The organism is Bosea sp. F3-2 (assembly GCF_008253865.1).
Lineage (GTDB): Bacteria > Pseudomonadota > Alphaproteobacteria > Rhizobiales > Beijerinckiaceae > Allobosea.
Window position 1 is genome coordinate 5,798,586 of the sequence record NZ_CP042331.1, and the last position, 21,096, is coordinate 5,819,681.

Consider the following 21,096-nt stretch of genomic DNA (forward strand, 5'->3'; position numbering starts at 1 on the left):
ATGCTCCTGCTTGTCGACTGAATAATGATCGTTTCGAGAACTGCCGAAATCTGCTACGCCTCGAAATCAGAATTTCAGTTTGCGGAACAGTAATGTGGATCGGATCGAGGAACTCGCGATCTTTGTCGCCATCGTCGACGCCGGCAGCCTGGCAGGTGCGGCGCGGCGACTGCGCAAGTCGCGACCGGCTGTAACGCGGGCGCTCGCGGCGCTGGAGGAGCGCGTCGGCTCGCAATTGATCGCTCGGACGACGCGGCGGCTGACGCCGAACGATACGGGCAGGGAACTTGCGACGACAGCCCGGCGGCTCCTGGCCGATTACGAAGCGGCGTTGGGCGTCGCGGCGGCCGAGCCGGTCAGCGGGTTGCTGCGGATCACCGCGCCGCTCGCCTTCGGCAGGCGGCATGTCACGCCTCTGGTGTCCGAGTTCCTCGACCGCTATCCGCAGGTGCAGGTCGAGCTCGTGCTCGCCGACCGGAATCTCGACCTGATCGAGGAGGATCTGCAACTCGCGGTGCGGATCGGGCCGCTGCCGAATTCAGGTCTGCTGATGCGGAAGGTCGGGGAAGTCCGGCGCATCCTCGTTGCGGCGCCGTCCTATCTCGCCCGCTGTCCACCGTTGCGTCGCCCGGCCGATATCGCAGCCCATGAGACGATCGCGAGCGTCGCCGCCAACCAGACGCTGAACTGGCGCTTCGGTGGGGGCCGCCGCGGCAGCGGGGTCGTGCTGACGCCGCGGTTCATCGTCAACGAGGTGGAATCGGTGCTGATCGCGGCGCGCGCCGGGCGGGGGCTTGCGCGGGTGCTCTCCTATCAGGCGGCCGACGATCTGGCTGCGGGAACGCTGGTGCGTCTGCTCCCGGATTTCGAGCCGCCGCCGCTGCCGGTGCAGCTGGTGATACCGGGCGGGCGCCAGCCTGCGCCGCGCGTACGCGCCTTCATCGACCACGCCGTCGCGCGTTTGCCGCAGCTTGCGCCGATCGGCGGGGATTCCTAGCGCAGCGAGCCCGCAAAGCCGGATATGGCGGAGACGACCTGACCCTCGCGGCCGATGAAGCCGTGATGGGCACGGGCTTGGCACGGGTTCCCGGTCGAGGAACCACCGTCGATCCAGAGCAATCGCGCCTTGCCGCCTGTCCATTGTTGAAAGGCCACGGCCGATTCCGGCAGCGTCACGCGGCAGCTGTCCTGGCGGTGATGAATGATCAGCGTCGGGGGCAGGCGCGAGGGATCGCCGATCATGTCCCGCGCCTGATCAAGCATGGCCGAGGCGAAGACGATGCCGTCCGGCCTCGCCGGCAGGGTGCCGGCGACCTTGAGAGCGCCGCGACTCATCGCCACGACGATAACGCGTGGCGCGAGAGCGCGCATGTATTCCACGGCTTTTGCCGGGTTGGCGTTGGCATCGAGCGCGATGCTGGCGATGCCGCTGCGCAGATAGGCGTCGCGAGTCCGGACGATCCAGTTGCTGTCGCGCTCGACGCTACCGTCGGAGCCGATGCCGATATAGCCGTCGCCGCCGGTCAGCAGAACCAGTCCGGCACGAGGCTTGCCCGCCGGCTTGTTCAGGAGCGCGCGGCCGCCGCCGAAAAGACCTCCGCCGAGATCGACAACGTCTTCGCAGCGCGCAGCCGTTGCGGAAAGGAGAAAGGAGGCTGCCAGGAATGCTGCAGCGATCCAGAACGTCCTCATGATCGGCCCCCCGATGAGCTTGGTGAATACTTGCGGTTATGAGTGGAGGCGTCGAGTAGATTTTTGGTCAGACCGGCAGGCGCACCGTCGCGCGCAGGCCGCCGAGCGGCGAGTCGCCGAGGATGATGTCGCCGCCATGGGCGCGGGCGATGTCGCGCGCGATCGCAAGGCCGAGGCCCGTGCCGCCGCCATCGACATTGCGGGCTTCGTCGAGGCGGAAGAAGGGTCGGAAGACCTCTTCGCGCTGGTCGGGCGGAATGCCCGGCCCGTCATCGTCGACCATCACGATGAGATAGCGCGCGTCATGCGTGGCGCGGATGGCGATGCGATCGCCATAGCGGGCGGCGTTGGAGACGAGATTGGTCAGGAGGCGCCGGAAGGCGTCCGGGCGGATGACGACCAGCGGGTCGCCGACGACCGCCAGCTCGGTCTGGTGGCCCTGACGCTCGGCATCCGATTTCAGCTCCTCCAGCAGGGCGCGGATGTCGGTCTCGACGGCGGTTTCGCCGGCATCGCCGCGCGCGAAGGCGAGATAATCCTCGAGCATGCGGCTCATCTCGTCGATATCCTTCTCGAGCGCCTCGATCTCCGAGGAGCGCTCCAACAGGGCGAGCGAGAGGCGGAAGCGCGTGAGGATGGTGCGCAAATCGTGGCTGACGCCGTTCAGCATCGTCGTGCGCTCGCCGATCGAGCGCTCGACGCGCCGCTTCATCTCGATGAAGGCGTTGCCCGCGCGTCGGACCTCGCGGGCGCCGCGCGGGCGGAAATCGGCATCGCGGCCCTTGCCGAAGGCTTCCGCCGCATCGGCGAGCTTGAGGATGGGCCGAATCTGGTTGCGCAGGAACAGCACCGCGATGGTGAGCAGGATCAGCGAGGTGCCGATCATCCAGAGCAGGAAGATATGGCTGTTCGAAGCATAGGCCGAGTTACGCCGGGTCAGGATGCGCATCACGTCCTTGCCGAGCTTGATGCGGATCTCGATCAGGCTGGAGCGGCCGACCGTATCGAGCCAGAAGGGGCGCGCAACCTGCTGGCTGAGCTCGGTCGAAAGCGCATTGTCGAGCAGCGAGAAGAACGGGCGCGGCCCCGGCGCCGGCAGGTCGGAATCGGGGATGATGTCGAGGTCCATGCCGAGCCGCTCGGCGGCGATGCGCGAGAGCGTCGTGGTGTCGGCATCCTGCGGGTAACTCTCATAGACATCGATCAGCATGGCGATGTCGGCGGAAACCGCAGAGGAGAGGCGCTGCGTCACGAGCTGCCAGTGCCGCTCCATGAAGACATAGGCGATCACCGATTGCAGCAGCACCACCGGCGCGATGACGATGACGAGCGCGCGGGGATAGAGCCCCTTGGGCATGTAGCGCGCGATGATCTGGAGCGGGTGGCCGATGCTCCTTAGCGCGGGGCGCAGGAACCTGCCGATACGGCCGCAGACCATTTCGAGCCAGGCGAGGACAGGACGCAGCATGGCCGCGGCCGAGCGCAGTGCCGATTGCCCATTCCTGCCGTGGTGAAGCGGAGTCACGTCCTGTCCGTCACCAGCCTGTAGCCGACGCCGCGCACGGTCTGGAGATAGAGCGGATCGGCCGGATCACGCTCGATCTTACGACGCAGCCGGTTCATCTGCACGTCGACCGTGCGGTCGTTCGCGGCCGAGCCCTGCGCCGCCAGCTCCTCACGCGGGACGACCTCGCCGGCGCGCTCGGCAAGGGCCGTCAGGATCTCGCGCTCGCGCTCGGTCAGGCGAATGGTTTCTTCGCCCTTGCGCAGCTCGCCACGGGCCAGCCCGTAGATGAAGGGGCCGAAGCGGACGAAATCGGGGCGGGTGCCGGATTGCGCCGCCTCGACGACGAGGGTGCGCTTCAGGATGTTGCCGAGGCGCAGGAGCAGCTCGCGTGGCTCGAAGGGCTTGGCTAGATAGTCGTCGACGCCGATCTCGAGGCCGTTGATACGGTCCTTGCCGTCGGCGCGGGCGGTCAGCATCAGGATCGGCACGGCAGAACCGCCGCGGAAACGGCGGGCGAAGTCGAAGCCGTTCTCGCCGGGCATCATCACGTCGAGCACGATTGCGTCGAAGACGAGGTTGCCGAGCCGGGTGTCGGCCTCCGCCGCATTGGCCGCGGTGGTGACGCGATAGCCGTTGTCGCCGAGGAAGCGGGCAAGCAGATCGCGCAGGCGGCGGTCGTCGTCGACGACGAGGATATGCGGCGCCTCATCGGGCAGCGGCTTGCGGGTCGGCTTCGCTAGGGTCTCGCTGGCGATCATGCTGGCGGCTTCCTCCTGCATCCGGGCTGGGAGCGATCACGGTGCCCGGCTGCCTTAGCACAATGCGCGAGGTGGGTCGCTGTCAGGGCTTCGCGAGCAGGCGCTCGACCTTTGGCCGCTCCGCCGGGTCGATCAGGGCGGAAAGGTATTGCGCGGCGATGGCCGCTGCTTCGGGGCCGACGCCGTCGAGCGCCCGGTGGATGCGCTTGGCCTGGAGCCGGACGAGGCGAAGCGCCAGGTCCTGGCCGGCGGCAGTGGTGTGGAGATGGCGCTGGCGCTTGTCCTGCCGGCCGGTGCGCTGCTCGATATAGCCTTTCTCGACCAGCTCCTTGAGGACGCGGTTCAGGCTCTGCTTGGTGATCTGCAGGATGTCGAGCAGCTCGGCGATGGTCAGGCCGGGACAGCGCTGAACGAAATGGAGGACGCGGTGATGCGCCCGGCCGAAGCCGTAATCCGCCAGTATCCTGTCGGGGTCGCCGACGAAATCGCGATAGGCGAAGAAGAGCAGCTCGATCAGGTCGTGCGGAACGGCCTCGGACGAGGGCTTGAGGGTTGCGTCGACAGGGCGAGGTTCGGACAGGGTCAAAACTGTGCTTCCAAAAATTTGGGTCAGCCTTATTGACATATCTCAGACGGAAGATTACCGGTCAAGGGCGCTGAGCGAACGATTATTTCAAAACCTGTCGTTACGGCGCAGCTTTAGACTCATGCTTGCGTTCCTAAATCGGCTGTGCCGGAGTTCGGGGACAACAAGCACCCAGGAGAAGGTCCCATGTCAGTCATTCCTTTCGACCAGCGCGACGGCGTCATCTGGTTCGACGGCAAGCTCGTGCCGTGGAAGGACGCCAAGATTCACGTACTGACCCACGGGCTCCACTACGGCTCCTGCGTGTTCGAGGGCGAGCGCGCCTATGACGGCGTCATCTATAAGTGCACGGAGCATTCGCAGCGCTTCCACAAGTCGGCCGAGATCATGGATTTCACGATCCCCTATTCGGTCGCCGAGATCGACGAGGCCAAGTATCTCTGCCTGAAGGAGAACGGGCTCAAGGACGCCTATCTCCGCCCGGTCGCCTGGCGCGGCTCGGAAATGATGGCGGTGTCGGGCATGAACAACAAGATCCATACCGCGATCGCGGTGTGGGAATGGCCGAGCATGTTCGACATGGCGCAGAAGCTGAAGGGCGTGCGCCTCGATGTCGCCGATTATCGCCGGCCGGACCCGGCCTGTGCGCCGGTCCATGCCAAGGCGGCGGGCCTCTACATGATCTGCTCGCTGTCGAAGCACAAGGCGGAACGCGCCGGCTACGCCGATGCGATGATGCTGGACTGGGAAGGCAATGTCGCCGAATGCACCGGCGCCAACATCTTCTTCATCAAGGACGGCGTGGTCCACACCCCGACCGCCGATCGCTTCCTCAATGGCCTCACCCGTCAGTCGGTGATCGAGCTGTGCAAGAAGCGTGGCTTCGAGGTGGTGGAGCGGCGTATCCGTCCGGAGGAGCTGGAAGGCTTCAGCGAGTGCTTCATCACCGGCTCGGCCGCCGAGGTGACGCTGGTGTCCGAGATCGGCCCCTACAAGTTCATCACCGGCAATATGGGCAAGGTGATCATGGAAGACTACTCGGCCGCGGTGCGCCCGCAGTCGAAGGCGGCGTGAGCCAACGCCGTCATGTCCGGGCTTGACCCGGCGTTGTCTGGTTCGTTTTGAATACCTTCTTGGAAAGCACAATCGAAGGCTTTCCAGAGAACAGCGACGGAGATGACAGGCGCGGGGAACCCCTCCCCCTTGTGGGGAGGGGCAGGGGTGGGGGTCGAACGACTGGGTTCAGCGCTCACCAAGCGGAACCACTCCCATCCCCATACCCTTCCCCACAAGGGGGAAGGGAGGAGCCCGCCCCGGCACCCGCCTGCGCGGTGAACCGGACAGCCATGCGGGCATCTCGGAAGCCGGTGACCTTTCGCCACGAGATTCTCGGGTCGGAGCTTTGCACCGCCCGAGAACGACGCTCCTTACTTCACCTCGCTGCGGTAGAGCGTGATCCAGTCATCGGAGCCGATGCCGCGGCATTCGCCCATCATGCTGAATTCGGTCTGGACGAAGGCGGTGCCCGTCCAGGCGTAACCGCCGGTGGCGCCGCAATCGCCGAGCCCGCGGCCCTTGGCGAAGAAGCTCAGCCGGCCGGTCTTCGGGTCGAAATCCGCATTGGTCAGCATGTTCTTCGCGTCGCCCTCGCCCTCCGGCAGGGCAACCGGCTTCGCAGCAGCGACATCGCCGCGCTCGACCATCCAGAAGCCCGTGCTGACATTGTAGGCGCCGCGCGAGCAGGCGAGGCCAACAAGACGACGGTCGCCGTCGAGCGGCCAGGCACCGTCGGCCGCGACCAGCATCTCGTCATCTTCGCAAAGATCGGCGTCGCGTTGCTTGATCTGCTTGCGCAGCGTTGCAGCGAGCGCCTTCCCGTCTTTCTCCGATAGCGTGCCGGCCGCCGGCTTTGCCATGATGACCGGCAGCGCCGGGGCTGCCGGAACGGCGGTGCCGCTGCCCTTGCGGACGAGGGCGGAGGTCGTGTTCAGCCGGCCCTGCTGCTCATCGATCCAGAGCATCGCTGCGACCGAACCGGAGAGCGAGACGCTCGCCGCCACGCCGGGCGCCGCGATCGAGAGCTTCGTCGCCTTGCGGGCGGCTTCGATCAGTGTCGCGATCTCGGCAGGCTGGAAGGATAGCGACACCATGTCGCCATCGGCCGCCGCTGGAAGCGCCTTGCCGCCGGCGGGGAAGGGGGCGCCGTCGAGCTTGAGCTGAAGCGCCGTTGGCAGCTTCTTCCAGTCACCGCGCAAGCGCAGGACGAGGCTGACTGTGCCGTCAGGCCCGGCCGGACGCTCGAGACGCAGATAGGCGATGGCGTCGGCGCTCTCCGCCGGCAGCGACAGGGCGGTGCAGCTCTTGAGATTGTCGCAGCCGGCCATCCAGTCGCGAAAGGTCTTCGGTTCCGGCGCGGCTGCCAAGGCCAAGGCCGGCAGCAGCGTCAAACCGCCAACCAGAACGCAGCCCTTCAGCCCTTCAAGGGGTCTCTTCCCAGCGCTTCGCCGCATCGTCGTCATCCGTATTAGCCTCGACCCAGCCGCCGAGCGTTCCGTCAGCGCGGTGCTCGCGCTTCCAGAAGGGCGCGCGCGTCTTGAGGTAGTCCATCATGAAATCGGCGGCCTCGAAGGCAGCGCGCCGATGAGCGGATGCCGCGAGCACCAGCACGATCTGCTCGCCCGGCCGGATCAATCCGTAGCGGTGGATCGCGACGAGTCCCATCAGCGGCCAGCGCGCCGCGGCTTCGGCAGCGACGCGGCCGATCTCTGCCTCGGCCATGCCGGGATAGTGCTCCAGCTCGAGCGCGGCGAGACGGCCGTTCTCGTCGCGGCAAAGCCCGGTGAAGGAGACGACGGCGCCGATATCGGCGCGGCCTGCGTTCATCGCCGCAATCTCGGCCGAGAGGTCGAAATCCTCACGCTGGATGCGAACGACAGGTGTCATGGTTGGCCTCAGCCGCCGGTCATCGGCGGGAAGAAGGCGATCTCGCGGGCATTGCCGAGGGCGGCATGCGGCTTTGCGTGAACCTGATCCAGTGCGGCGCGCACGACAGCCTCGTTGGCGAATGCCGCCTCATAGCCCTCTCCGCGCGCCTTCAGCCAGCGCACGAGATCGGCGATGGTGGCGAGGTCGGCGGGGATGTCGAGCGTCTCTTCCGGCAAGCCGACGCGTTCCCGCACCCAGGCAAAATAGACGAGCTTCACTGTGCGGGTGGCGGACGGGGCCATGGGCGAAACGGCGTTCATGACATGCGCTCGTCCTGCTCGACGAGGTGGCGGATGCCGGCGTTGAAATAATCCCAGCCGGTGTAGATCGTGAGGCCCGCCGCCGCCCAGAGCAGCACGGTGCCGATCATCGTGTTGCCGGGCAGGACCTTGTCGCCCGCCGGGCCCGCGATCAGGAAGCCCAGCGCGAAGAGCTGCGCCGTCGTCTTCCATTTCGCGACCTTGCTGACCGGGACGCTGACCTTGAGGTCGGCCAGGAACTCGCGCAGGCCCGAGACGAGTATCTCGCGGCAGAGGATGACGATAGCGGCCCAGAGCGTCCAGCCTTGGATCTGGCCGGTATAGACGAGCATCAGCAGCAACGCGGCGACGAGGAGCTTGTCGGCGATAGGGTCGAGCATGCGGCCGATGGCCGATTGCTGGCTCCAGGCGCGGGCGATGTAGCCGTCGAGATAGTCGGTGATGGCGGCGAGCGTGTAGATCGCCAAAGCGAGCCAGCGCATCCAGTCGTCGCGCGGCCAAAACAGAATCGCCACCAGCGCCGGGATCGCCAGGATCCGGCCGTAGGTGAGGAGGTTGGGCAGGGACCACGGGCCCCGCCGCCTGATGGCGTCTGGAAGAATCGTCACATCGAGCACCAAAGCAATCCGGCCGCCGCAGCGTCAACACGCAAAACCGCGAGGGCGTTATTAGTTTCAGGCATCGTGAAAGAAATCATGCACCGCCTTGGCTGTCGCGGCATTGACGCCGGGGGTGCGCATGAGGTCGTCGAGCTTGGCGCGCTGGATCGCCTTCACCGTACCGAAATGCAGCAGAAGCGCCCGTTTGCGCGAGGGGCCGATGCCGGGGATCTCGTCGAGCGGGTTCTTCATCGTCTCGCGCTTGCGCTTGGCGCGGTGGGTGCCGATGGCGAAGCGGTGCGCCTCGTCGCGCAGGCGCTGGATGAAATAGAGCGCCGGGTCGCGTGGCTGCAGCTTGAAGGGCTCGCGGCCGGCCATGTGAAAGGTCTCGCGCATGGCGTTGCGGTCGGCGCCCTTGGCGATGGCAACGAGCGGGATGTCGATGGCATTGAGCTCGGCCATGATCTTGCGCGCCGCCTCGAACTGCCCCTTGCCGCCGTCGACGATGACGAGGTCGGGGCGGGAGGGAAAGGCGTCGGGGTCTTGCGGGGCGCGCGTTCGCCGGGAGGGCTCTTCCCTTCCCCCTTGTGGGGAAGGGAGAGGGATGGGGGTGGTACCGCTTGGCGAGCGCTCACCTGGCGGCACCACCCCCACCTCCAACTCCTCCCCACCAGGGGGAGGAGAGTCGGTCGCGGTTCCGTGGCTCCGTCCTTCTTCCTTCGCCAGCCGCGCGAATCTGCGCGTCAGCACCTCGCGCATCATGCCGAAATCGTCGCCGGCGATGGTGTCGGTCGAAATGTTGAAGGTGCGGTACTGGTTCTTCACGAAGCCGTCCGGCCCGGCGACGATCATGCCGCCGACTGCGTTCGTGCCCATGATGTGCGAGTTGTCGTAGACCTCGACCCGGCGCGGCGCGGACTCCATGCCGAAGGCGGCACCGAGCGCGGCCAAGAGCGCGCTCTGGCCGGCATTGTCGGCGAGCTTGCGCGAGAGCGCCTCGCGGGCGTTCTTGACAGCATGCGCCATCAGGTCGGCGCGCTCGCCGCGCTTGGGATGCGCGACCTCGACCTTGCGGCCGGCGCGGGCCGAGAGCGCCTCGCCGATCAACTCGATTTCCTCGACGGGGTGGGAAAGGAGCACGAGTCGCGGTGGCGGCTTGTCATCGTAGAACTGGGCGACGACGGAGGCCAGCACCTCGGCCGGCGTCAGCGAGCGATCGGCGCGCGGGAAGAGGGCGCGGTTGCCCCAGTTCTGATGGTTGCGGAAGAAGAAGATCTCGACGCAGAAATGCCCGGCTTGCTCGTCGATGGCGAAGACGTCGGCTTCTTCCACGCCCTGCGTGTTGATGTCCTGCCCGGCCTGCACGGCCGAGAGCGCGGCGAGGCGGTCGCGGTAGCGCGCGGCCTTCTCGAATTCCAGCTCCTCCGCCGCTTGCTGCATCCGGGCCGAGAGCAATTGCTTCACCGCCGAGGAGCGGCCGGAGAGGAAGTCGCGCGCCTGGCCGGCCAGCGCCTGATAGTCGGGAATCGAGATCTCGCCGGTGCAGGGGGCGGCGCAGCGTTTGATCTGATAGAGCAGGCAGGGGCGTGTGCGGTTCTCGTAGAAGGAATCCGAGCAGGTGCGGATCAGGAAGGCCTTCTGCAGCGCGTCGATGGTGCGTGTCACCGCCCAGACCGAGGCGAAGGGGCCGAAGTAGTCGCCCTTGCGATGGCGCGAGCCGCGATGCTTGAGGATCGCGGGCGCGTCATGGTCGCCGGTCAGCAGGATATAGGGGAACGACTTGTCGTCCCGTAGCAGCACGTTGTAGCGCGGCCTGAGCTGCTTGATCAGATTCGACTCGAGCAGCAGCGCCTCGGTCTCGGTGCCGGTGGTGACGAACTCCATATTCGCCGTCTCGGCGATCATCCGGGCCACGGCGTTGGTATGCGCCATGCCGCGGGCATAGGAGGTCACGCGGTTCTTCAGGCTCTTGGCCTTGCCGACATAGAGCACCTCGCCGGCCCGATCGAACATCCGGTAGACGCCGGGCTTGTTCGGCAGGTGCTTGGCGAATTGCTGGATGACGTCGATGCCGGCCTTGAACGCGCCGGGCGCGGCCTCGCCGAGGTCGAGCGTGGGGTCAGGCGCGGGGAGGGTGTCCTCCTCGTCCTCGAACTCATCCCGCGGCAGATCGTCCTGGCGTTCGCGACTCATGGCCTGCATGTAGGATGTCGGAACGGCTTCGTCATGTCAGGAGCAGCATTCTTCTGCCAGGCAGGCACCGCTTCGGCCTCCAGGAAGACCTCCGCAATGACTACGACGAATCTCCAACCGAAGCCCGGCCGCATCATCCTGCTCAACGGTGCCTCGAGCAGCGGCAAGTCTTCGCTGGCGCGGGCCCTGCAGGGCCGGATCGAGACGCCCTTCTGGCATATCTCGATCGACCATCTGCGCGATTCCGGCGTGCTGCCGACAGCGCGGATCAAGAGCGGTGAATTCGACTGGCGGATGATGCGGGAGGCCTTCTTCCTCGGCTTCGAGCGTTCGCTGCTCGCCTATGTCGAGGCTGGCAACGATCTCATCGTCGAGCACATCATGGAGAGCGAGGACTGGCTGCTCCGGCTCGCCCACACGCTCGCCGGACAGGATGTGTTCTTCGTCGGCGTGCATTGCGAGCTTGCCGAGCTGGAGCGCCGGGAGCTGGCGCGCGGCGACCGGCGGGTCGGCGATGCGAGGCGGGACTATTTCCGGATCCACTCCTACTGTCTCTATGATTGCGAAGTGGACGGGGCGCAGGACGCTGAGGCCAATGCCGATGCGGTCATCGCTGCGTGGCGCGATCGCGTGCGGCCCGCGGCCTTCGAGCGGTTGAGGGAGCGGCGGGATCGGGCCTGACAGCGCGCGATGGCGGCGGCCCTGCCATGCCGGAAGTGCGTCCCGCCTCCGTCTGGGAACGCGGATCGAAGCCGCTACCCATCGTGCGACGCCGAGCCAATATGAGAAGGATCGGCCCATACTGCGCTATTCATGGAGGATCGAAACTCATGTCCCAGTCTGACAGTGTTCGGATCGTTCTCGCCTCCCGCCCGGAAGGGCGCCCCAGCCCGCAGAATTTCCGGCTGGAGCACACCGCCATCCCGGCGATCACCGACGGGCAGGTCCTTCTCAAGGTCCTGTATCTCTCGCTCGATCCTTACATGCGCGGGCGAATGAGCGCGGCGAAATCCTACTCTGCTCCAACCGAGATCGGGCAGACGATGGAGGGTGGAACCGTCGCCGAAGTACTCGAAAGCCGCGACCCAGCCTTCAAGCCCGGCGACATCGTGCTGTCCTATTCCGGCTGGCGGTCGCATGCGGTGGCGAACGGCTCGCAACTGCGCAAGCTCGATCCGAAGAGCGCGCCGGTGACAACAGCGGTCGGCGTTCTCGGCATGCCCGGCTTTACAGCCTATGCCGGGTTGCTCACGATCGGCCAACCCAAGCCGGGCGAGACGGTGGTCGTGGCCGCGGCGAGCGGGCCTGTCGGCTCCGCGGTCGGGCAGATCGCCAGGATCAAGGGCGCGCGGGCAGTGGGCATTGCCGGCGGGGCCGAGAAATGCGCCTTCGTGCGCGATACCTTCGGCTTCGACGCCGTCATCGACCATCGCGATCCCGACATGGCGAGCAAGCTGGCCGCAGCCTGCCCGGACGGAATCGACGTCTATTTCGAGAATGTCGGTGGCCATGTCTGGGATGCGGTCTTCCCGCTGCTCAACACTTTCGCGCGCATCCCGGTTTGCGGTCTCGTGGCGCATTACAATGCGAGCGGCGACTTCCCCGGCCCGGACCGGCTGCCGGTGCTGATGCGCCAGGTCCTCTCCAAGAGCCTCACGATCCGCGGCTTCATCCAGCGCGAGTTCGTCGCAGCGCAGGGGCCCGCCTTCCGCGAGGAGATGGCGCGCTGGATCGCGGAAGGTGCAGTCAAATACAAGGAAGACATCGTCGAGGGGCTGAAGAACGCGCCCGAGGCCTTCATCGGCCTGCTGGAGGGCAAGAACTTCGGCAAGCTGATCGTCAAGCTCTGAGACCGCGTGCCACGGGCAAGCCTTTTTCCTTGACCATTCAGCAGGCGCGCGGCCATCACCGTGCGCCCGCTACCGGACCTCGCCCATGCCCGTTTTCGCCATTCCCTTCCCAATGATCGATCCCGTCGCGGTCCAGATCGGGCCGCTCGCGATCAAATGGTACGGGCTCGCCTATGTCGTAGGCCTCCTCGGCGGCTGGTGGTATGCGCGCCGGCTCGTCGCATCCGACGGGCTGTGGGGCGGGCGGGCGCGGCCGCAGCCGGTCGAGCTCGACGACATGCTGCTGTTCGTCGCCTTCGGCGTGGTGCTCGGCGGGCGTCTCGGCTTCGTGCTGTTCTACGACCTGCCGCGCTATCTCGAACGCCCGCAGGACATCTTCGCGATCTGGCAGGGCGGCATGTCCTTCCATGGCGGCCTGATCGGCGCGACGCTGGGCCTCTGGCTCTTCGCCAGGCGCCGCGGCTATCCGGCGCTATCGGTCTTCGATCTCGCGGCGGCGGTGGTGCCGATCGGGCTTTTCCTCGGCCGTATCGCCAATTTCATCAATGGTGAGCTCTGGGGCCGGCCGGCACCTGACTTTCCCTATGCGATGGTCTTCCCCAATGGCGGACCGGTGCCGCGCCATCCGAGCCAGCTCTATGAGGCGCTCGGCGAGGGCCTCCTGCTCTTCATCCTGGTGAATCTCGTCGTTCGCTTCGGCGGCTTCAGGCGCCCCGGCCTCGTCGCCGGCATCTTCGGCATGGGCTATGCGCTCGCCCGCATCGTCTGCGAGTTCTTCCGCGAGCCCGACCCGCAGCTCGGCTTCCTGTTCGGCACCTCGGTCAATGCGCTCTCGGGCGGCATCACCATGGGCATGCTGCTCTCGCTGCCGGTGTTCTTCGCCGGGCTCTGGCTCGCCTTGCGCAGCCGGCAGGCGGGGCAAGGCGAGGTGCGTGCGTGAACGCCCTCAAGGCCGAGATCGTCGATCTGATCCGGCAGGAAGGGCCGATCGGCGTCGGTCGCTATATGGCGCTGGCGCTAGGCCATCCGCGTCATGGCTACTACATGACGCGCGATCCCTTCGGACGCGACGGCGACTTCACCACGGCGCCGGAGATCAGCCAGATGTTCGGCGAGCTGATCGGGCTGTGGGTCGCGCATCTCTGGCAGGCGATGGGCGCGCCATCGCAACTGCGCCTTGTCGAGCTCGGGCCGGGGCGGGGTACGCTGATGGCCGACATGCTGCGCGCGACGCGGATCGTGCCCGGCTTTCGCGAGGCGATTTCGGTCCATCTCGTCGAAACCAGTCCGGTCTTGCGCCAACGCCAGGCGGCGACGTTGAAGGGAAGCGAACCGGTCTGGCATGACAATGTCGCCGAGGCGCTGTTCGGCCCGGCGATCGTCGTCGCCAACGAATTTCTCGATGCGTTGCCGCTCGACCAGTTCGTGATGACGCCTGAGGGCTGGCGCGAGCGACTGGTGGGACTGGATGCTGCCGGCAATCTTGCTTTCGGTCTGGCTGCCGGGAAGGAGGACGCTTTGCACGTCGCCGCCCCAGCCGGAACAACTTTCGAGCAGCCGACGCTTGCGCTCGACATTGTCGCGGAGATCGCCGGCCATGTCGCGGCGGAGGGCGGCGCGGCGCTCTTTATCGACTACGGCTCGGCTGTCTCCGGCCTAGGCGATACGCTGCAGGCGATGAAGCGGCATGAATTCGTCGATCCGCTGGCCGAGCCGGGCGAGGCCGACCTCACCGTGCATGTCGACTTCGAGCGGATGGGGCAGGCAGCGCTCAAGGCGGGCGCGGCCCTGCACGGCCCCGCGAATCAGCGCAATTTCCTGTTGGCGCTGGGATTGCCGCAGCGGGCGCAGGTGCTGTCGCTCAAGGCTGATGCCCCTCAGCGTGCGGCGATCTCCGCCGCCTTCGATCGGTTGATCCAGCCAGGCGAGACGGGCATGGGCGATTTGTTCAAGGTTCTCGCGTTATCGCATCGGAACCTGCCGCCCCTGCCCGGATTTGACCTTCATAGGCTGCCAGACCAGGGCTGAATTCAGCGGAGCCGCTTGCGGCTTCGCGCAAACCGGACTCGAGCCATGTTCATCACCGCCCGCGAACTCGCCGGAGAGCCCGGCATCCGCCACGCCTTCTTCACGCGCGAAGGCGGCGTCTCGACCGGCATCTACGCCTCATTGAATGGCGGGCTGGGCTCCTCGGACGATCCGGCCGCGATCGCCGAGAATCGGATGCGGATGGCGCAGCACCTCGCGGTCGAGCCTGCGCATCTCGTCAGCCTCTATCAGGTGCATTCCGCCGATGTAGAGGTGGTCACGGGCCCCTGGCCGGGGGAGCGGCCGAAGGCCGATGCGATGGTGACGACCGCATCGCATGTCGCGCTCGGTGTCAGCACCGCCGATTGCGGGCCGATCCTCTTCGCTGATAGCGAAGCGCGGGTGGTCGGAGCCGCCCATGCCGGCTGGAAGGGAGCCTTCGGCGGCATCGTCGGCGCGACCGTGACCGCGATGGAGAAACTCGGCGCCCGGCGCGAGCGCATCACCGCGGTGCTCGGGCCGACCATCAGTGCCAAGGCCTATGAGGTCGGGCCGGACTTCATCGAGCGCTTCAAGGCGGAGAATCGGACCTATTCCCGGTTCTTCACGCCGTCCGAGCGGCCGGCGCGTGCGATGTTCGATCTGCCGGCCTTCATCGCACTCAAGGCACATGAGGCGGGGATCGGCCGATTCGTCGATATGGGCCTGTGCACCTATGGCGACGAGAAGCATTTCTTCAGCTATCGACGCACCACGCATCGCGGCGAGCCCGATTACGGCCGCCTGATCTCGGCGATCGTGCTCGACTGAGCAGGAAGCGGTTGACGGATCGGCCATCGCGCTTGTCGCGGCCTGCCAGCCGAGGCATCGTCGCTGCAGGCTGGTCGGAATGCATCGCTGCCGCGGCTCAGAAACGTTCTTCGGGCGATGCATTCACATGCGGGGGCCGAGATGGAACAGATCCTGATGAACCTGATCGCCGGTGCGATCGGCGGCAATGCGGCCGGCAAGGCCAGTCCCAGCTTCGATCTCGGGACATTGGGCAACACCATTTCCGGACTGGTCGGCGGCGGCGTGCTTGGCCAGCTCATTCCGATCCTGCTGCCAGCGATCAGTGCGGCGGCTCAGGGCGGCAATCTCAGTGTCGGCGGGATCCTGACCAATCTGATCAGCGGCGGCGCCGGTGGCGCCATCCTCACCGCGATCATCGGCGCGCTGAAGAACAGGGCCGCCTGAGTACGGCCGACCAGCCCGGCAGTCTGGCTTCCCGCGGAGCCGGGCTGCGTTCTCCACAGGGGCGTGGCCTTGCGAGCGACGCGCGTGGCGAGGATGCTGCACCCGGAAAATACCGTGGAGGCCGCCTTGTCCCGCTCGATCACCTATTACTTCTCGCTGCATTCGCCTTGGACCTATCTGGGCAACGCGGCCTTCCATGAGATCGTGCGCCGGCATGGCTGCACGATCGACTACCGGCCGATGCCCTTGCGCTCGGTGTTCGATGAGACGGGCGGGTTGCCCCTGCCGAAACGACACCCCGTGCGGCAACGCTACAGGTTGGTCGATCTTCAGCGCTGGCGTGAGCGGCGCGGTCTGCCGCTTGTGCTGCAGCCCAAGCATTTTCCCTTCGATCCATCACAGGCCGACCGGATGACAATCGCGATTCTGGCAGGTGGCGGCGATCCCTTTGCCTTTATCAGCGATGTGATGGCGGGCGTCTGGGCACGTGACGAAGACATGAGCCGCCCTGAATCGCTTCTGGCTTGCGCGGACCGGGCGGGGCTCGATGGGCAGGCTCTGCTCGCCGCGGCCGACAATCCGCCGATCCGGCAACGCTACGAGGATGCGCTGGGCCAGGCCGTCGAGGCCGGCGTCTTCGGGGCGCCGAGCTATGTGCTCGATGGCGAGGTGTTCTGGGGGCAGGACCGGCTCGAACTGCTCGATTCGGCGCTGGCGAGCGGGCGTGCTCCCTATCGGCCCGACAGCGGCACCTGAGAATCAGAGCATTTCCGCGCTTCTTTGAATCGCAGAAATGCTCTAAGCTATTGTTTTAACGCATTTTCTTCACGCGAACCGGTATCCACTTCGCTCGAAAATGCTCTAGCCGACGATGTCGGGCGTGCGCCAGCCGAGATGCTGGCCGGCATCGACGGCGATCATCTGGCCGGTGACCGAGCGCGCCTGCGCCAGATAGAGAACGGCGTCCGCGATCTCACCCGGAGAGACCTTGTGGCCGAGCAGGGTCGCTGCGGCCTCCTGCTCCATCAGCGCGGGGCCGTCATAGGTGTTGGGGAAGGTCGGGCCGGGGCCGACTGCGTTGACGCGAATCCGTGGTGCGAGCGCCTGCGCCAGGGTCCGCGTCGCGGTGAGCAGGGCGGCCTTGGTCAGCGTGTACGAATAATATTGCGGTGTCAGTTTCCAGACGCGCTGGTCGACGATGTTGACGACCGCACCGCTTGCTTGCTCCGGCAAATGCGTTGCCAAGGCTCCGATCAACAACGAGGGCGCGCGCAGATTGATCGCGAACTGGCGGTCCCATGCGGCGACATCGAGCGACCGGACATCGTCGTCGACGAAGCTCGCGGCGCTGTTGACCAGCAGCGTCACCGGTCCCAGCGCCTGCGCTGCTGCCGGAATCAGGGCAGACGCGGCCTGCGCGTCGGCGAGATCGGCGGCGAGGGTGCAGCAGGTGGCACCCGCCTCGCGGAGTTCCGCAGCCAAGGCTTCCGCCTCATCGCGACTGTCACCATGGTGGATCGCGACGGCGTAGCCGGCTTGCGCCAGTCGCGTGACGATCGCGCGGCCGATTCGCCTTGCGCCGCCCGTGACCAGCGCGACCTCAGCCATGGGAGGAGGGCCGGTCGCCGGGCTTCGCCGTATCCTTGACGGAGGAGCGCCGTTGCAACCGGCGCTCCCAGTGCTTGGCGGCGCGCAGATAGCGATAGAACGCGTAGTTCATTGCGGTCATGAAGCCATAGACACCGCGCAGCGCATGGCGGCGGCCGATATAGGCCTTGACGAAATTGGCGGGAAATTCAGCCAAGAGCCTGAATGCCGAGATCGTCTCGCCGCGGGCGTCGAGATCATCCGCCTGGGCATCGCTATAGGCATTGAGTTTCTCCATCTGCTCGCCGAGCGAACGGACGGAGAAGTGGTGGATCGTCCCCCTCAGCCGCCCGACCTTGGTGCCAGGCAGAAGATCGACGCGGTCGTGCACGGGCGAAACCGAGTAGCGCCCCCAGCTCTTGCGATAGAGCCGCACCGGCGCGAGCCCATAGGCGAAGCGATGCGGCGCCTTCTCGCCGGGGAAGATCTCGGCGATGCGAATCTTGTAGGCATCGGCTGGCGGCGATCCGCTGGCAAAAAGCGCGGCGATCTCGGCGATGAGATCGGGCGGCAGCACTTCGTCGGCATCGACATTGAGGAGCCAATCGTGGCGACACTGCTCTTCCGCGAAGCGCTTCTGCTGCCCGTAGCCCGGCCATGGATTGAAGATCACACGGGCGCCGAGCGATTCTGCCAGGGCCTGGGTCCCATCGGTCGAGCCCGAGTCGACCAGCACGATGTCGTCGCTGAGCGCCCGGGCGGCCTCGACGGTGCGCCCGATCCGGTCCACTTCATTCAGAGCGATGATGAAAATCGAGAGAGGCGGCACGGTTCTGTCACTTCTTGAGATTTTCAAGGCTTAAGCATGTCCGATCCTGTGCGGCAAGGTTAGAGCCTGAAGCTCCGGCCAGATCTCGTCGAAAATGCGGAGCCCTAGACAGGGGCCTGCGTTCGTAGCCCGGACCGGTTCCGGTCATCGAACGGGTCTAGCGTACTAGTAGTATTCGATTTACCATGGCTGTTGGGAGGGGGGTGGTTAACCTGGCTTTACCTATTTGCGTGCAGTCATCGCATTCGTGCCGCATTTCTGCCGCGCTCTGCAAGGTAGATGTGCTTCCGATGCAACAGACAAAGCCATTGCCCTGCCCTATAAAGGGTTCATCGAAATCACCTGCCGGCTCGTCCGGCGCCCGCGACGACTAAGGAGTCTATCATGAAGAAGTATTTGCTTGCGAGCGTTGCCGCGCTCGGGATTGTCGCCGCTGGCGCCGCCTCGGCTGCTGACCTGCCGTCCCGCAAGGGGCCGATCGCTGCCCCGGTTTACGTCCCGGCCTTCACCTGGACCGGCTTCTACCTCGGTGTTAACGCCGGCTATGGCTGGGGCAACGTGAACACCAACAACTTTGGTCAGATCGGCAGCGCCGGCAACCTCGACGGCTTCGTCGGCGGTGGTCAGGTCGGCTACAACTACCAGATCGGCCAGTTCGTGGTCGGCGCGGAAGCTGACATCCAGGGTGCTGACCTCAGCTCCGGTGGCGACTTCTTCGGCAGCAGCGTCAAGACCGAGTACTTCGGCACCGTCCGTGCTCGCGTCGGCTACGCCTTCGACCGGTTCCTGCCTTACATCACCGGTGGTTGGGCTTATGGCAACGTGAAGACCTCGATCCCGTTCATCGGCTTCTCGTCCGACCGCACCCACACCGGCGGCTGGGCCCTCGGTGGCGGTCTCGAGTACGCCTTCACCAACAACATCATCGCTGGCGTCGAGTACCTCTACGTCGACCTCGGTGAGAAGAACATCACCACGCTTGCTGGCACCGGCAAGGCCGGCACCGACTTCTCGGTCGTCCGCGCTCGCCTGAGCTACAAGTTCTGATTTTCTCCTCCCGGAGACAGAACGAACCCGGTGGCCTCGGCCACCGGGTTTTTTGTTGCCTCCAGGTCCCGTGAACACTTGGCCAAGCTGGCCTTGTTGTGGCACCGCGGTCTTTCCGGGGCAGGCCGAAGGCCTGAGCCCGGAACCCATGAACACTGTCTCAGCAGGAAGAGCCGTGCTCCGAACCGGTCCGGCTCTATATCTGGAGCGGTCGTGGTCATGGGTTCCGGGCTCGGCCCAAGGGACCGCCCCGGAATGACGGCGGCGGTTCCGGCCGATCCATCTCGGCAGCTGTCCACTCCGCTCTGAGCTTCGGCAACAAAAACGCCGGCAGCTTTTGACTGCCGGCGGGCCAGGTTCATCAAGACATCGGCATGGCCGATGCCTTGCTCCATTCGCGTTGTTCAGCCTTTGAAGCGTGTTGCCTCGAAGGCCGGGACGCGGGCCGCGAAGTCGTCGAGCCAGCCGACGAGCTTCGGATGGGCGGCGCGCCATTTTCCTTCGAAGCGCAGATCCAGATAGCCGAGTGCGCAGGCCAGCGCGATCTCGCCGATGCGCGGGCGATCCGGGAAGGCGGGTGGCTCCGCCTCGAGCGCGGCGAGGCCGCGCGCCACCTTGCCGCCCTGATGGGCGAGCCAATTGGCATTGTGCCCTTCTTCCGGGCGGAAGCGCCCCTCATAGACCTGGAGCAGGGCAGCGTCGGAAATGCCGTCAGCGAGCGCCTGCAGGCGCAGTTGCTGGAAGCGCGCTTCGCCCGCCGGAATGAGCCTGCCGCCAGCAAGGTAGTCGAGATAGTCGACGATGACGCGCGAATCGAACAGCGTCGTGCCGTCCTCCAGAACCAGCGTCGGGATCTTGCCGAGCGGATTCTGCTGGCGCAGCGGTTCCGACGGATCGTTGGTGTCGGCCGCGACGATCTCGATGCGGTCCATCAGCCCGAGTTCGAGAGCCGCCATCTTGACCTTGCGGCCAAAGGGTGAGGCGGGGGAGGAGCGCAGGACGAGCATCGACGGGTTCCTTCAGGAAGAGCGGGCGATCAGCCGTCGGGGCGGATCGCTTCACAGAGATAGCGCGGTCGCGGCCCCTGCGCGAGCCGCTCGGTCAGGGCCGGCAGCAGGATTTCCGCTTCCTTGGCGAGCAGCCAGGGCGGATTGGCGATCAACAGGCCTGTCGCGCCGAGTCCGCCGGCCGCCTCGGGGCGATCGACCGCGATCTCCAGGCGCAAGAGCCGGGTGATTCCGGCCTCGATGATCTCGTCCATCATGCCCTCCACCGACCGCAGGTCCTTGATCGGATACCAGAGCGCATAGATGCCGGTCGGCCATTTGCGATGGGCTGCGATGAACTGGGCAGCGAGAGTCGCGAACTCGTCCTTCTGCTCGAAAGGCGGATCGATCAGGACGAGGCCGCGGCGTTCCTTGGGCGGGACATTGGCCCTCAGTGCCGTCCAGCCGTCGATCGCCAGGGCCTTGCAGCGCTTGTCGCGGCCGATCGCCTCGACGAGCTTCTGATAGGTCGGCGGATGCAGCTCGGCCGCGATCAGTCGATCGTCCGGCCGCATGACATGGCGGCAGAACCAGGGCGAGCCCGGATAGGCACCGGCGCCATAAAGCGAGCGAATGCCGGCAAGCGCGGCACGATAGGGGGCGAGCAGTTCCTCTGCTGCCGGGGCGAGCGGCGACTGATCGATTCGCGCCACGCCGTCCTTCCATTCATGCGTGCGGAGCGCTTCTTCGGAGCCCAGATCGTAGCGCCCGCTGCCGGCATGGGTGTCGATGATGCGATAGGGCGTCGGCTTGGCAGCGAGATGCAGCAGGATGCGCGTGAGAATGACGTGCTTGAGCACATCGGCGAAGTTTCCGGCGTGGAAGCCGTGGCGGTAGTTCATGCCGGCGTTGTTAGAGCAAGCTGCTCGTGCTCGAAAGCGGCAAGCCGGCGC

General features: G+C 66.0%; 23 protein-coding genes. 10 read left to right on the forward strand and 13 right to left on the reverse strand.

Going from position 1 to position 21,096, the window contains the following annotated elements:
* Positions 1-94 precede the first annotated feature (94 nt).
* Positions 95-997, forward strand: a complete 903-nt coding sequence (locus FQV39_RS26905) for a LysR family transcriptional regulator (protein ID WP_149133086.1) — start codon at positions 95-97, stop codon at positions 995-997.
* Here the strand turns inward: FQV39_RS26905 and FQV39_RS26910 are convergent.
* The 4 genes from FQV39_RS26910 to FQV39_RS26925 all read right to left on the reverse strand — a co-directional run bounded on the left by FQV39_RS26910 (position 994) and on the right by FQV39_RS26925 (position 4,582).
* Positions 994-1,692 (reverse strand): alpha/beta fold hydrolase, encoded by a 699-nt coding sequence (locus tag FQV39_RS26910; RefSeq protein ID WP_149133087.1) that lies wholly within the window; start codon positions 1,690-1,692, stop codon positions 994-996. The genes FQV39_RS26905 and FQV39_RS26910 overlap by 4 nt on opposite strands.
* Positions 1,693-1,759: 67 nt before the next feature.
* Positions 1,760-3,160 (reverse strand): ATP-binding protein, encoded by a 1,401-nt coding sequence (locus FQV39_RS26915; RefSeq protein WP_248313155.1) that lies wholly within the window; start codon positions 3,158-3,160, stop codon positions 1,760-1,762.
* A gap of 53 nt (positions 3,161-3,213) precedes the next feature.
* Positions 3,214-3,957, reverse strand: a complete 744-nt coding sequence (locus FQV39_RS26920; protein ID WP_149133088.1) for a response regulator — start codon at positions 3,955-3,957, stop codon at positions 3,214-3,216.
* A gap of 82 nt (positions 3,958-4,039) precedes the next feature.
* Entirely contained in the window at positions 4,040-4,582 is a 543-nt protein-coding gene (locus FQV39_RS26925; protein WP_149133089.1) for a MarR family winged helix-turn-helix transcriptional regulator, read from the reverse strand.
* 147 nt (positions 4,583-4,729) lie between these two features.
* Between FQV39_RS26925 and FQV39_RS26930 the strand changes: the two genes are divergently transcribed.
* Entirely contained in the window at positions 4,730-5,617 is an 888-nt protein-coding gene (locus FQV39_RS26930) for a branched-chain amino acid aminotransferase (protein ID WP_149133090.1), read from the forward strand.
* 353 nt (positions 5,618-5,970) lie between these two features.
* Here the strand turns inward: FQV39_RS26930 and FQV39_RS26935 are convergent, their stop codons facing one another.
* From FQV39_RS26935 to uvrC, 5 genes are read right to left on the reverse strand one after another with little or no spacing between them, the layout of a single operon-like run.
* On the reverse strand, positions 5,971-7,053 hold the full coding sequence (locus FQV39_RS26935) for a DUF1176 domain-containing protein (RefSeq protein ID WP_187640074.1): 1,083 nt from the start codon (positions 7,051-7,053) through the stop codon (positions 5,971-5,973).
* The gene (locus FQV39_RS26940; RefSeq protein WP_149133092.1) at positions 7,022-7,486 is read right to left on the reverse strand and encodes a molybdenum cofactor biosynthesis protein MoaE; all 465 of its coding nucleotides are present in this window, start codon (positions 7,484-7,486) and stop codon (positions 7,022-7,024) included. Before FQV39_RS26940 ends, FQV39_RS26935 begins: the two co-directional genes overlap by 32 nt.
* An 8-nt stretch (positions 7,487-7,494) precedes the next feature.
* Positions 7,495-7,746, reverse strand: a complete 252-nt coding sequence (gene moaD, locus FQV39_RS26945) for a molybdopterin converting factor subunit 1 (RefSeq protein WP_149134060.1) — start codon at positions 7,744-7,746, stop codon at positions 7,495-7,497.
* A 38-nt stretch (positions 7,747-7,784) separates the two neighbouring features.
* Entirely contained in the window at positions 7,785-8,405 is a 621-nt protein-coding gene (gene pgsA / locus FQV39_RS26950) for a CDP-diacylglycerol--glycerol-3-phosphate 3-phosphatidyltransferase (protein ID WP_149133093.1), read from the reverse strand.
* A gap of 57 nt (positions 8,406-8,462) precedes the next feature.
* The gene (gene uvrC, locus FQV39_RS26955) at positions 8,463-10,580 is read right to left on the reverse strand and encodes an excinuclease ABC subunit UvrC (RefSeq protein WP_149133094.1); all 2,118 of its coding nucleotides are present in this window, start codon (positions 10,578-10,580) and stop codon (positions 8,463-8,465) included.
* Between the two features lie 96 nt (positions 10,581-10,676).
* Between uvrC and FQV39_RS26960 the strand changes: the two genes are divergently transcribed.
* The 7 genes from FQV39_RS26960 (at position 10,677) to FQV39_RS26990 (ending at position 16,450) form a co-directional block, all read left to right on the forward strand.
* Positions 10,677-11,261: a chloramphenicol phosphotransferase CPT family protein gene (locus tag FQV39_RS26960; RefSeq protein ID WP_149133095.1), complete on the forward strand. Its 585-nt coding sequence runs from the start codon at positions 10,677-10,679 to the stop codon at positions 11,259-11,261.
* A gap of 149 nt (positions 11,262-11,410) precedes the next feature.
* Entirely contained in the window at positions 11,411-12,430 is a 1,020-nt protein-coding gene (locus FQV39_RS26965) for an NADP-dependent oxidoreductase (protein WP_149133096.1), read from the forward strand.
* An 85-nt stretch (positions 12,431-12,515) separates the two neighbouring features.
* Positions 12,516-13,370 (forward strand): prolipoprotein diacylglyceryl transferase, encoded by an 855-nt coding sequence (gene lgt / locus FQV39_RS26970; protein ID WP_149133097.1) that lies wholly within the window; start codon positions 12,516-12,518, stop codon positions 13,368-13,370.
* Complete coding sequence (locus FQV39_RS26975; protein WP_149133098.1) at positions 13,367-14,458, forward strand: class I SAM-dependent methyltransferase; 1,092 nt, start codon at positions 13,367-13,369, stop codon at positions 14,456-14,458. Before lgt ends, FQV39_RS26975 begins: the two co-directional genes overlap by 4 nt.
* Before the next feature lie 45 nt (positions 14,459-14,503).
* Positions 14,504-15,268: a peptidoglycan editing factor PgeF gene (gene pgeF / locus FQV39_RS26980; RefSeq protein WP_149133099.1), complete on the forward strand. Its 765-nt coding sequence runs from the start codon at positions 14,504-14,506 to the stop codon at positions 15,266-15,268.
* A gap of 141 nt (positions 15,269-15,409) precedes the next feature.
* Positions 15,410-15,694: a hypothetical protein gene (locus tag FQV39_RS26985; RefSeq protein ID WP_149133100.1), complete on the forward strand. Its 285-nt coding sequence runs from the start codon at positions 15,410-15,412 to the stop codon at positions 15,692-15,694.
* 126 nt (positions 15,695-15,820) lie between these two features.
* Positions 15,821-16,450: a 2-hydroxychromene-2-carboxylate isomerase gene (locus FQV39_RS26990; protein ID WP_149133101.1), complete on the forward strand. Its 630-nt coding sequence runs from the start codon at positions 15,821-15,823 to the stop codon at positions 16,448-16,450.
* A 105-nt stretch (positions 16,451-16,555) separates the two neighbouring features.
* On the opposite strand, the gene FQV39_RS26995 is transcribed toward FQV39_RS26990, so the two are convergent.
* Positions 16,556-17,302 (reverse strand): SDR family oxidoreductase, encoded by a 747-nt coding sequence (locus tag FQV39_RS26995; RefSeq protein ID WP_149133102.1) that lies wholly within the window; start codon positions 17,300-17,302, stop codon positions 16,556-16,558.
* Positions 17,295-18,110, reverse strand: a complete 816-nt coding sequence (locus FQV39_RS27000) for a glycosyltransferase family 2 protein (protein WP_149133103.1) — start codon at positions 18,108-18,110, stop codon at positions 17,295-17,297. The genes FQV39_RS26995 and FQV39_RS27000 overlap by 8 nt, the downstream gene beginning before the upstream one ends.
* Positions 18,111-18,494: 384 nt before the next feature.
* Between FQV39_RS27000 and FQV39_RS27005 the strand changes: the two genes are divergently transcribed.
* Positions 18,495-19,157, forward strand: coding sequence for an outer membrane protein (locus FQV39_RS27005; RefSeq protein ID WP_149133104.1), 663 nt, complete (start codon positions 18,495-18,497; stop codon positions 19,155-19,157).
* A gap of 404 nt (positions 19,158-19,561) precedes the next feature.
* Here the strand turns inward: FQV39_RS27005 and FQV39_RS27010 are convergent, their stop codons facing one another.
* Complete coding sequence (locus FQV39_RS27010; protein ID WP_149133105.1) at positions 19,562-20,164, reverse strand: glutathione S-transferase; 603 nt, start codon at positions 20,162-20,164, stop codon at positions 19,562-19,564.
* 29 nt (positions 20,165-20,193) lie between these two features.
* Positions 20,194-21,045, reverse strand: coding sequence for a 23S rRNA (adenine(2030)-N(6))-methyltransferase RlmJ (locus FQV39_RS27015; protein WP_149133106.1), 852 nt, complete (start codon positions 21,043-21,045; stop codon positions 20,194-20,196).
* Between the last annotated feature and the right edge of the window lie 51 nt (positions 21,046-21,096).